This window comes from Streptomyces sp. NPDC055013 (assembly GCF_053608645.1).
This window is the reverse complement of record NZ_JBSGVW010000036.1, coordinates 45,267-57,836: the sequence shown is the minus strand read 5'-3', so window position 1 is coordinate 57,836 and position 12,570 is coordinate 45,267. Positions and strand designations below refer to the sequence as shown.

The following is a 12,570-nucleotide window of genomic DNA, read 5'->3' as shown; positions in this document are numbered from 1 at the left end:
TCCATCCAACTCGTCGGACGTGCCCGCGCCGCGGGGCTGAAGTTCTCCGCACGGCACGTCTTCGAGCACCGCACGCCCGCCCGACTCGCCGCCGCCCTGGCGGAACAGGACGGGTCGGCGTCGGCCCCGGTCGCCGAACAGGGGCCGGACAACGCCCCGTTGCTGCCCCTGATGCGCCGCCTGGTCACGCGCGGTGGCCGATACGCCCAGTACCACCAGTCGGTCACCCTGACCCTGCCCCCGACCACTCGGGAGCACCTGGCCGCCGCCCTGGGCGCCGTCCTGGAGCGGCACGAGACCCTGCGGATGCGCGTCGCGGACGTGGAAGGCTTCACCATCACCCCGGTGGGCGCGGACGGGCCCGCGGCCCTCGCCGACTCCCTGCTGACCCGGGTCGACGCGCCCACGGACGCCTCCGACGAGGAGCTCGCCGCCCTCGTGGCCGAGCACACCGGTGCCGCCCGCGACAGCCTCGACCCGGCCGCCGGGCGCATGCTGCGCGCCGTCTGGTTCGACCGGGGCGCCGCGCGTGCGGGGCGACTGCTGCTCGTCGTGCACCACCTGGCCGTCGACGGTGTGTCGTGGCGCATCATCGTTCCCGACCTCGCCGCGGCCTGGGAGGCCGTCACCACGGGCGGCCGGCCCGACCCGGCGCCGGTGGGCACCTCGTTCGCCCACTGGGCCCGCGAGTTCACCGCACTGCCCACCGACGACGCGGAGCACTGGCGCGAACTGCTCGCGGCGGGCGACCCGTTGATCGGGTCCCGTCCCCTCGACCCCGGCCTCGACCTGCGCGGCGATGCCGGCCGGCTGACCCTGCGGCTGCCCGCCGGCGTGACCGGCGCGGTGCTCACGGACCTGCCCTCGGCCTTCCACGCGGGCCCGGACGACGTGCTCCTGACCGCGCTCGCCGTCGCCGTGCCGCTGTGGCGCGGCGACCGGGCCGGCCTGCTGGTGGACGTCGAGAGCCACGGCCGTCACGAGGACCTGGTCCCGGGCGCCGAACTCTCCCGCACCGTCGGCTGGTTCACCGTCGCCCACCCCGTACGCCTCGACACCCCTGCGGCCGACCGGCGCGCCGTCCTGGCGGGTGCGGACGCCGCCGGTGACGCTCTGCGTGCCGTCAAGGAACAGTTGCGTGCCACCCCGCGTCAGGGCATCGGCCACGGCCTCGCCCGCTTCGGCGACCCGCGCACCGAGCCACTGTTCGCGGAGCTCCCCGAGGCGCAGATCGGCTTCAACTACCTGGGCCGCGTGAGCCTGGCCGGCGCACTCGCCCCCGGCTGGGAGCTGGCATCCGTGGGCGCCGACGACGCCCCCGAAGTGCCGCTCTCCCACACGGTCGAGGTCAACGTCGCGGCGCACGAAGGCCCCGAGGGGCCGGAGCTGGTCGCCACCTGGACCTGGGCCCGCGCCCTGGTCTCCGACGCCGACGCGGCCCGCCTCGCCGAGCTGTGGAGCACCGCCCTGCGCGGGCTCGCCGCCCATGGCGAGCGCCCCGCCGCCGGCGGCCACACCCCGTCCGACCTGCTCATCCCGCTGGAGCAGGCGGAGATACGGGAGCTGGAGGCGGACGGTGACGTGGTCGAGCTGCTGCCGCTCGCCCCGCTCCAGGAGGGCCTGCTCTTCCACCACCAGTACGGCGACGGCGCCGACGACCCGTACATCTCCCAGCTCCGCGTGGAGCTGACCGGCGCCCTGGACCGCGCCCGGCTGCGCGCCGCCGCCGCCGAGGTGCAGCGCCGCCACCCCGCGCTGCGGGCCGCGTTCCGCCGCACCTCTCAGGGCACACCCGTGCAGGTGGTGCTGCGCGACCCCCGGCTCGACTTCACCGAGGTGGAGTTGACCGGGCCGGGCGACCTCGACTCCGTCTGCGCGGCCGACCGCCGGCGCGGTTTCGACATCACTTCCGCGCCCCTGATCCGCTGGACGCTGGCCTCCCTCGGCGAGCGTCACACCCTCGTCGTCTCCGCCCACCACAGCATCCGTGACGGCTGGTCCATGCCCATCGTGATGCGCGAGCTGATGGCCCTCTACCTGGGCGACCCGCTTCCCCGGGCCCGGCCGCACCGCGACCACTTGGCATGGCTCGCCGGGCAGGACCGAACTGCGGCGAGCGCCGCCTGGAGCCAGGCCCTGGCCGGCCTGGACGGCGGAACCCTGCTGTCCGACGGCCCGGCCCCGGCCGGGCAGGAGCCGGGCCGGCTCGACCTCGCCGTCGACGGACTCGACGTGCAGGCCGCCGCCCGCCGCCTCGGCGTCACGGTCAACTCCCTCGTCCAGGCGGCCTGGTTGCTCCTGGTGGCCCGGCTCACCGGCCGCGACGACGTGGTCACCGGCGTCACCGTCAGCGGCCGGCCCGCCGACCTGCCCGGGGCGGCCGACATGGTCGGCCTGTTCGTCAACACCGTGCCACTGCGCGCGACCCTGCGCGCCGACGAGCCGGTCGGAGACTTCGCCCGCCGGCTGCAGCTGGAACAGGCCCGGCTGGTGGAGCACCACCACCTCGGCCTGGTGGACATCCGGCGCCTCGCCGGACACGGCGAGCTCTTCGACACCTCCATGGTGTTCGAGAACTACCCGCTGGACGTGGCGGCCCTGTCGGCGGTGGCCCGCCGCGCCGGTCTGGAGTCCGGCGCGGTCGCGCACCACGCCGTCACCCACTACGCCCTCGCCATGGAGGCGAGCGCCGGCGCCGACGGCCTGCGGCTGCGGCTGCACCACCGCCCCGACGTGCTCACCGAGGAGCAGATGGGGCAGATCGCCGAACTGCTGCCCCGGCTGCTGCACACCGTCGTCGCCGAGCCCGCCACCCCGGTCGGCCGGATCTCCGGGCACACCCCTGCCTCCCGGGCCGCACTCCTGTCACTGGGCCACGGCCCCGAGGACGACGCGAACCCGGACACCTGGCCCGAGCTCTTCCTCGACCAGGTCCGTCGTACGCCCGACGCGCCGGCCCTGGTCACGGCCGCGCAGACTCTCACCTTCCGCGAACTCGCCGACCGCGCCGGGGCCCTGGCCCGGGTCCTCGCCGAGGCCGGGGTGGGCACCGAGAAGCGGGTGGCGATCGTGCTGCCGCGCTCGGTCGAGATGGTGGTTGCCCTGCACGCGGTCGCCCTGTCGGGCGGCGCGTTCGTACCGGTCGATCCGGCCCACCCGGCCGAGCGGATCGCGCAGACCTTGGCCGACGCGACGCCCGAACTGGTCCTCACCACGGCCGCGACCGCGCTGCCCGAGACAGGCCTGCGCCGGCTCGACCTGGACCTGCTCGACCTGGACCTGTCCGACCGGTCCGGCGAGGGCCTCGTCCGGCCCGTCCGCCCCGAGCAGTCCGCGTACGTCATCTACACCTCCGGCTCGACCGGCCGCCCCAAGGGCGTCGTCGTCACCCACGCGGGCATCCCCGGCCTGGCCCGGGCCCAGCGCGACGGTTTCGACGTCACCGAGGACAGCCGGGTGCTCCAGTTCGCCTCGCCGAGCTTCGACGCCTTCGTCTCCGAGGTGGCCGTCACCCTGCTCGCCGGCGCCCGCCTGGTCCTCGCCTCGCGCGAGGAGCTGCTGCCCGGCGCCCCGCTGGCGCGCACCGTCGCCGAGCACGGCGTCACCCACGCCACCTTGCCGCCGGCCGCCCTGCGCGAAATGCGGCCCGCGGACCTGCCGACCCTGCGCAGCCTGGCCGTCGCGGGTGAGCAGTGCCCGCCGCAGGTGGCGGAGCTCTGGTCGGCCGACCGTCACATGGTCAACGCGTACGGCCCGACCGAGACGACCGTGTGCGCCACCATGAGCGCCCCGCTGTCCGGGTTCGGCGTGCCGCCCATCGGCACCGCCCTGCCGGGGCTTGCGGTCCGCGTCCTCGACGCGCATCTGCAGCCCGTCCCGGTGGGTGTCGTGGGCGAGTTGTACGTGTCCGGCGCGGGCCTGGCACGCGGCTACCTCGACCGGCCGGCGCTGTCCGCCGAGCGGTTCGTCGCCGACCCGTTCGGCGCCCCGGGCAGCCGGATGTACCGCACCGGCGACCAGGTCTCCTGGCGCGAGGACGGGCAGCTGGTCTACGTCGGCCGCGCCGACCGGCAGATCAAGCTGCGCGGGTTCCGCATCGAGCCGGGCGAGATCGAGGCCGCCGCCGTGGCGGCCCCCGGGGTCGCCGCGAGCGCCGTCGTCGTTCGCGAGGACCGGCCCGGTGACCGCCGGGTGGTCGCCTATGCGGTGCCCGCCCCGGGCGCCACGGTGGTGCCCGCGGCGCTGCGCGCCCGGCTGCGCGAGACGCTCCCGGACCACATGGTCCCGGCCGCCGTCGTCGTCCTCGACCGGCTCCCGGTCACCGTCAACGGCAAGCTGGACCACGCCGCCCTGCCCGCCCCCCGCCACGACACCGCCGGGCGCGAGGCCGGGAGTCCCACGGAGGAGCTGCTCGCCGGGGTCTTCGCCGAGGTGCTCGGCGTGGCCCGGGTCGGGGTGGACGACTCCTTCTTCGACCTCGGAGGCCACTCGCTGCTCGCCATGCGCCTGGTCGCCAGGGTCCGCGCCGTGCTCGGCACGGAACTCGGGGTACGCGAGGTGTTCGAGACGCCCACCGTGCGGGAGCTCGCCCGCCTGGCCGCCGGCAGCCCGCTCGCCACCGCCTCCGACGCCCCCGGTGACCTGCCCCGCCCGGCCCGGCTGCCGCTGTCCTACGCGCAGCAGCGCCAGTGGTTCCTCGACCGCTTCGACGGCACGAACAGCGCGTACCACATCCCGATGGCGCTGCGCCTGACCGGCGTCCTCGACGAGGCGGCGCTCACCGCCGCCCTCGACGATCTGATGGCCCGTCATGAAAGCCTGCGTACCCTGATCGCCGAGGACGAGGAGGGCCCCTACCAGCGGATCGTGTCCACCGGCCTGCCGTTCGAACGGACCGAGGTCGATGCCGGCGAGCTGGACGGCGCGCTGCGCGAGGAGGTCGCCCGTCCCTTCGATCTGACGGCCGAAGTTCCCGTCCGCGCCCGGCTGTTCAGGGTCGGCGCCGAGGAGCACGTACTGCTCGTCGTGGTCCACCACATCGCCGGGGACGGCGCCTCCGTACCGGTGCTCGCCCGCGACCTCGTCGCCGGTTACCGGTCCCGCCTCGCCGGCGCCGCGCCCGAACGCCCCGGCGGCGCGCCGCAGCCCGTTCAGTACGCCGACTTCGCGCTGTGGCAGCGGTCGGTGCTCGGCGCCGAGGACGACCCGCAATCCGTGCTCGGCCGGCAGCTCGACCACTGGCGCACCACGCTCGCCGGGCTGCCGGAAGAGCTGACGCTGCCCACCGACCGGCCGCGCCCGGCGGCAGGACCGCACCGCGCGGGCCGCCACCGCATGGAGATCCCGGCCGGGCTGCACGACGAACTGGCCCGGACGGCGCGGGAGTTGAAGGCCACACCGTTCATGGTGGTGCAGGCCGCGCTGGCGGCCCTGCTGTCCCGGCTCGGCGCCGGCACCGACATCCCGATCGGCTCCCCGATCGCCGGCCGCTCCCACGAGGCTCTGACCGACGTCGTGGGCCTGTTCGCCAACACCCTGGTGCTGCGCACCGACGTGACCGGCGACCCGAGCTTCGCCGAACTCGTGGGCCGGGTGCGGGAGACGGATCTGGCCGCCTTCGCCCACCAGGACATGCCGTTCGAGCGTCTGGTGGAGGCGCTGCGCCCGGAGCGCTCCGCCGGACGCCACCCGCTGTTCCAGGTGGTCGTCGAATGGGGCGACGACGAGACCCGCGCCCTGAACGCCCTGGAGGACCTGCCGCATCTCGCCGTCGAGCCGCTCCGCCTGCCCATGGAGACCGCCAAGTTCGACCTCGTACTGCACCTGCGCCCGCGGCACACCGCCGAGGACGCCCCCGCGGGCATCACGGTGGACCTGGAGTACAGCGCCGACCTGTTCGACGCGTCGACCGCGGCGAGCCTGTGCGAGCGCCTGGTCCGGCTGCTCGGCGCCGCACTCGCCGAGCCCGCCCGGCCGGTGACCGACCTGGACGTACTGGCCGCGGACGAGCGGCACCTCCTGCTGACCGACTGGGCGCACACCCCGGCCGAGCCGTATCGGCCGATCACCGCCGGTGACACGGTCGTCGGTCGCTTCGAGGCGGCCGCCGCCGCCCACCCGGACGCCGTCGCCGTCACCGGCGAGGACGAGCGGGGCCGGGCGAGCTCCCTGACGTACGCGGAGCTCAACGCCCGGGCGAACCGGCTCGCCGCGCTGCTGCGCGCACGGGGCGCCGGGCCCGAGCAGTTCGTCGCGCTCGCCCTGCCCCGGGTGCCCGAACTCGTGGTGGCCGTGCTGGCGGTCCTCAAGTCCGGCGCCGGCTACCTGCCGGTCGACCCGGCCTACCCGGCCGAGCGCGTGGCCCTGCTGCTCGGCGACACCCGGCCGGTGGTCACCATCGGCACCCGGGCCACCGTGGCCGCCCTCGGCGGCGACGACAGCTGGCTGGCCCTGGACGACGAGGACGTCATCGCCGACCTCGCCGGACGTGGGTGCGCCGACCCGGCGCCGGTCGCCGCCGCCGACCACGCCGCGTACGTCATCTACACCTCCGGCTCCACCGGCACCCCCAAGGGCGTGGTGGTCACCCACCGCAATGTGCTGCGCCTCTTCGACGCCACCGACCACTGGTTCGGCTTCGGCGCCGAGGACACCTGGACCCTCTTCCACTCCTACGCCTTCGACTTCTCGGTGTGGGAGCTGTGGGGCCCGTTGCTGCACGGCGGCCGGCTCGTGGTGGTCCCGCACGCCGTCAGCCGGGAGCCCGCCGCCTTCCTGGAGCTCCTTCAGCGGGAGCGGGTCACCGTCCTCAACCAGACCCCGTCCGCCTTCCACGAACTGATCCGCGCCGACGAGGAGGCGGGCGGCGCCGACCTCGCGCTGCGCTACGTCGTCTTCGGCGGTGAGGCCCTGGACCCGGCCCGTCTGCTGCCCTGGTACGAGCGGCACGCCGACGACGGCCCGGTCCTGGTCAACATGTACGGGATCACCGAGACCACCGTGCACGTCACCCACCGCGCGCTGACCGCGGCCGAGGTGCGCGCCGGAGTGGCCGGCGCCATCGGGGTCGGCATCCCCGACCTCGGAGTGCACGTCCTGGACGAGCGGCTGCGGCCGGTCCCGCCCGGCGTCGTCGGCGAGATGTACGTCTCCGGTGCGGGCGTGGCCCGCGGTTACGCCCGTCGGCCCGGGCTGACCTCGGGTCGCTTCGTCGCCGACCCGTTCGGCGCGCCCGGCACCCGGATGTACCGCTCCGGTGACCTCGCCCGGCGCGGCCACGACGGCTCCCTGGAGTACCTGGGCCGGGCCGACGCGCAGGTCAAGGTGCGCGGCTTCCGCATCGAGCCCGGCGAGATCGAGTCGGTGCTGCTCGCGCTGGAACCGGTGGCCCAGGCCGCCGTCGTGGTCCGCGAGGACGACCCCGGCGACCGGCGCCTGGTGGCGTACGTGGTCACCGAGTCCACGGCCGACGGGGCCACCGGGGCGGCCCTGCGCGAGGCGGCCGCCGAGGTGCTGCCGACGCACATGGTGCCGTCGGCGGTGGTCGTGCTCGACCGGTTGCCGCTGACGGTCAACGGCAAGCTCGACCGCAAGGCGCTGCCCGCCCCGCAGACCACCGTCCGCGCCGAGGGCCGTGCCCCTTCGGGCCCGGCCGAGGAGCTCCTCGTGGACGCCTTCGCCGAGGTGCTCGGCGTCGACCGGGTCGGTGTGGACGACTCCTTCTTCGACCTCGGCGGGCACTCGCTGCTCGCGATGCGCCTGGTCACCCGCGTGCGGGCGGCCCTGGGCGCGGAGTTGGGGGTGCGCGACCTGTTCGAGTCGCCGACCCCGGCCGCCCTGGCCCGCCGCGCCGCCGGCGCCGAGGGCAGCGGCAGGGCCGCGCCGACCGCGCGGCCGCGCCCGGAGCGGATTCCTCTGTCGCACGCGCAGCAGCGCCTGTGGCTGCTCGACCGGCTCAGCGGACTCGACGCCGCCTACAACATCCCGATCGCGCTGCGCCTGACCGGCGCCCTGGATGCGGACCGGCTGCGGGAGGCGCTCGGGGACGTGGTGGCCCGGCACGAGAGCCTGCGCACCCTGGTCGACGACCGGGGCGGCAAGGGTGCCGACGCCTGGCTGCGGGTGCTGCCCGAGGTCCTGGTCGACCTGCCGGTCGTGCGGGTGCGCGCGGCGGACCTCGACGAGCGGATCGCCGCCGGCGCCGCCGCCGGCTTCGACCTCACCGCCGAAGTCCCCATCCGCGCTCGGCTGTTCGAGGTCGGCCCCGAGGAGCACGTGCTGCTCGTCGTGGTCCACCACATCGCGGGCGACGGCACCTCCATGCCCGTACTCGCCAAGGACCTGGCCACCGCCTACACGGCCCGCCTCGCGGGCACGGCCCCCGCCTGGGAGCCGCTGCCCGTCCAGTACGCCGACTACGCCCTGTGGCAGCGCGAGCTGCTCGGCGCCGGGACCGGCGGCCCGGGCGACGGCGAGCGCAGCGAGATGTCGCGGCAACTCGGCTTCTGGGCCGATGCGTTGAGCGGCCTTCCGGAAGAGCTCACGCTGCCGGTGGACCGGCCGCGTCCGGCGGTCGGACCGCACCGTGCGGGCCGGCACGTCTTCGCCGTGCCGCAGGACCTGTACGAACGCGTCCGTCAGGTGGCCCGCGAGCTCAGGGCCACCCCGTTCATGGTGGTGCAGGCCGCACTCGCGGCCCTGCTGTCCCGGCTGGGCGCCGGCACCGACATCCCGCTCGGCTCGCCCGTGGTCTCCCGCTCCGACGAGGCCCTCGCCGACGTGGTCGGCTTCTTCGTCAACACCCTGGTGCTGCGCACCGACGTGTCCGGCGACCCGAGTCTCGCCGAACTGGTCGATCGGGTGCGGGAGTTCGACCTGGCCGCGTTCGCCCACCAGGACGTGCCGTTCGAGCGTCTGGTGGAGACGCTGCGTCCGGAGCGCTCCGCCGCCCGCCACCCGTTGTTCCAGGTGGCGCTCAGCCTGGACAGCGCCGGCGGCACGGCCCTGGCCGAGATCGCCGGGATGCCCGGCCTCACGGTCGATCCGCGCCCGGTGGCGCCCTCGGTCGCCAAGTTCGACCTCACCTTCACGCTGACCGAGCAGCTCGACGACCAGGGGGGCCCGGTCGAGTGGAGCGGTGCCGTCGAGTACAGCGCCGACATGTTCGACGCCGGCACGGTGAGCCGGATGGCCCGCCGTCTGGTGCGGCTCCTGGACCTCCTGACCGACCGGCCCGAGGCCCCGGTCTCCGCCCATGACGTGCTGGTGGACGGGGAGCGCGAGGACATTCTCGGCAGCTGGCTGGAGAACGCCGCCCCGGTGGCCCCGGCGAGTCTGCCCGAGACCATCTCCCGCCGGGCGGCCGAGCACCCGGACGCACCCGCCGTCACCTTCGCAGGCGCCACCCTCACGTACGCCGAACTGGACGCGCGCGCCAACCGGTTCGCGCACGCCCTGCTGGCCCGGGGAGTCACCCCGGAGGCGCGGATCGGCGTACTGATGGAGCGCTCGGAGGCGCTGGCCGTCGCCCTGCTCGGCATCGTCAAGGCGGGCTGCGCCTACGTGCCCCTCAGCCCGGCCAACCCCGACGAGCGCCTGGTGTGGCTCCTCGACCAGGTGCAGGCACCGCTTCTCGTCGTCGACGAGGCGTGCCGCCGACGGGCCGAAGGCCTGGCCATGCGGGCCGAGTTGGTGCACGCCGAGGCGGACCTCCGAGCCCTGCCCGCCGAGGCACCCGCCGTGACGGTGACCCCGGAGCGGCTCGCCTACCTGATGTTCACCTCCGGCTCCAGCGGCCTGCCCAAGGGGGTCGCCATCTGCCACGGGGACATCGTCCAGCTCGCCGCCGACCGATGCTGGGACGGCGTCACCGACCGGGTGCCGCTGCACTCCCCGCACGCCTGGGACGCCTCCATCCTGGAGTTCTGGGTGCCGCTCCTGCGCGGCGGCGAGGTGCTCGTGGCCCCGCCCGGCGACCTGGACGTCACGGACCTGAAGACGCTGATCGCGGACTCCGGGATCACCTCGCTGTTCCTGACCGCCGGTCTCTTCCGGGTGCTCGCCCAGGAGATCCCGGAGGCGTTCGCCGCCGTACGCCAGGTCGCCACCGGTGGTGACGTGGTGTCGGGGACGGCCGTACGCCGCATCCTGGAGCACGCCCCCGACCTGCGGGTCGTCAATGCCTACGGGCCCACCGAGGTCACCGTGATGGCGTTGTCCCACCGTGTCGACCCGGACGCGCTCGACCCCCGTTCGCACAGCGTCCCGATCGGCCGCTCCCTGGACGCCATGCGGCACTACATCCTGGACGACGCGCTGCGGCCGGTGCCGCCGGGCGTCACCGGCGAGCTGTACGCGGCGGGTTCCGGCCTGGCCCGCTGCTACTGGAACCGCCCGGACCTGACCTCCGACCGGTTCGTCGCCGACCCGTACGGGCCGCCCGGCACCCGGATGTACCGCACGGGCGACCTGGCCCGCTGGACGGCAGGCGGCCTTGTCCAGTTCGCCGGGCGTGCCGACGAGCAGGTCAAGCTGCGCGGCTTCCGTATCGAGCTCGGCGAGATCGAGGCGGCGCTGGCCGCGGGACCCGGGGTGACCGCCTGCGCGGTGATCGTCCGCGAGGACCGGCCGGGCGACAAGCGCCTGGTCGCCTACACGGTGGCGGGACCCGGATACGACCGGGCCGCACTCGGCGCCCACCTGGGCCGCACCCTGCCCGACTACATGGTGCCCGCGGCGATCGTCGAACTGACCGAACTGCCGCTGACCGCGATCGGCAAGCTCGACCGCAGGGCACTGCCCGCACCGGAGTTCGGCAGCGCCGGCGGCCGGGCCGCCACGAACGCCGAGGAGGAGATCCTGGTCCGGCTGTTCACCGAGACCCTGGGGCTGCCCGGGGAGGCCGTCGACGCCGACAGTGCCTTCTTCGACCTCGGCGGCGACAGCATCATGGCCATCCAGCTGGTCAGCGCCGCCCGCCGGGAGGGCCTCAGGATCACCGGCGCCGACGTCTTCACGCACCGGACGGTCGCCGAACTGGCACGGGCCGCCGCGGCGGCCGAGGAGCCCGAGGACACCGAACCGGACGAGGCCGTCGGCGAGTTGCCCGCCTGGCCGATGCTGCACTGGCTGGCCGCGCGGCGGGTCCCGGTGGACCGCTTCAACCAGACCACCGTGCTGCGCGCGCCCGCCGAGCTCGACCTGGACCGGCTGCACGCCGTGATCGGGGCACTGCTCGCCCGCCACGACAGCCTGCGGCTCAAGGTGGCCGTCAACGACCCCGGCGACGCCGCCACCTGGCACGTAGAGGTCCCCGGACCGGATGCCGTACGGGCCGAGGACCGGGTGCGCAGGGTGGACGCCACGGAGCTCTCCGAGGCCGAACTCTCCGAGGCCGTACGTGCCCACGGCGAGGCGGCCGTCGGCCGGCTCTCCCCCGCCGACGGAGCCATGGTGGAGGTCGTCTGGTTCGACCGTGGTGAGCGGCACGGGCTGCTCCTGGTCGCCGTCAACCACCTGGCCATCGACGGGGTCTCCTGGCGCATCCTGCTGCCGGACCTGTTCCGGGCCTGGGGCGACGTCCTGGCCGGACGCGAAGTGGCACTCGACTCCGGCGGTACGTCGCTGCGCCGCTGGGCCGAGCGGGCGGCGGAGCGCGCCGCCGCACCGCGCACCCTGGCCGAGCTCGATCACTGGACCGGCACGTTGCGGCGTGGGCGGACTCAGATCGGCTCACGCCCGCTGGACCCGGCGGTGGACGTACTCGCCGACGCGCGGCGGCTGCGCCGCACGCTGCCGGCCCAGGTCACCGGGCACCTGCTCACCACGGCCCCGGCCGTGGTCGGGGCGGGCGTGGACGACGTCCTGCTCGCGGGCCTCGCGCTGGCCGAGGCCCGCCGGCGCCGCGACGCCCACGCGTCCGTCCTGATCGATGTGGAGAGCCACGGCCGCGAACGCGAGGGCGTCTCGGACCTGTCCCGCACCACGGGCTGGTTCACCGCCCTGTACCCGGTGCTCCTGGACGCCGCCGGCGTCGACCTCGACGAGGCGTTCGCGGGCGGCCACGCCGCCGGCACCGTCCTCAAGCACGTCAAGGAGCAGCTGCGGGCCGTGCCTTCGGAAGGCCTGGGCTACGGACTGCTGCGCCACCTCAACCCGGAGACCGCCGCGGCCTTCGAGGGGCTCGGCAGCGCCGGGATCGGCTTCAACTACCTGGGCCGGTTCGTGCCAGGGGAGACCGGCGACTGGTCAGTGGCCTCCGACGCGCCGCGCCCCGACGGCGAGGACCCGGCGACCCCGCTGGCCCATGCCGTCGAGATCAACGCGTACATCGAGGAGAGCCCGGAGGGGCCGCGTCTGGGGGCGACCTGGACCTGGGCCGCCGCAGTCCTCACCGAGGACGAGGTCAGCGCGCTGGCCGACGGCTGGTTCGAGGCGCTGACCGCTCTGGCGGAGCACGCCCAGCGGCCCGACGCGGGCGGCCTGACCCCCACCGACGTGGGGCTTATAGAGATCACACAGAGCGAGATTGAAGAGTTCGAGGACGAACTGGCCTCGGACTGGGAGATTTGA

General features: G+C 75.1%; 1 protein-coding gene. It reads left to right on the top strand.

Going from position 1 to position 12,570, the window contains the following annotated elements; translation table 11 throughout:
* The first annotated feature begins 171 nt into the window (after window positions 1-171).
* Complete coding sequence (locus ACWGDB_RS33485) at window positions 172-12,570, top strand: amino acid adenylation domain-containing protein (protein WP_453825900.1); 12,399 nt, start codon at window positions 172-174, stop codon at window positions 12,568-12,570.

What these genes read in the sequence shown, in the direction of transcription:
- ACWGDB_RS33485 (WP_453825900.1), top strand. Translation starts at nt 172, where the DNA reads ATGCGCCGCCTGGTCACGCGCGGTGGCCGATACGCCCAGTACCACCAG.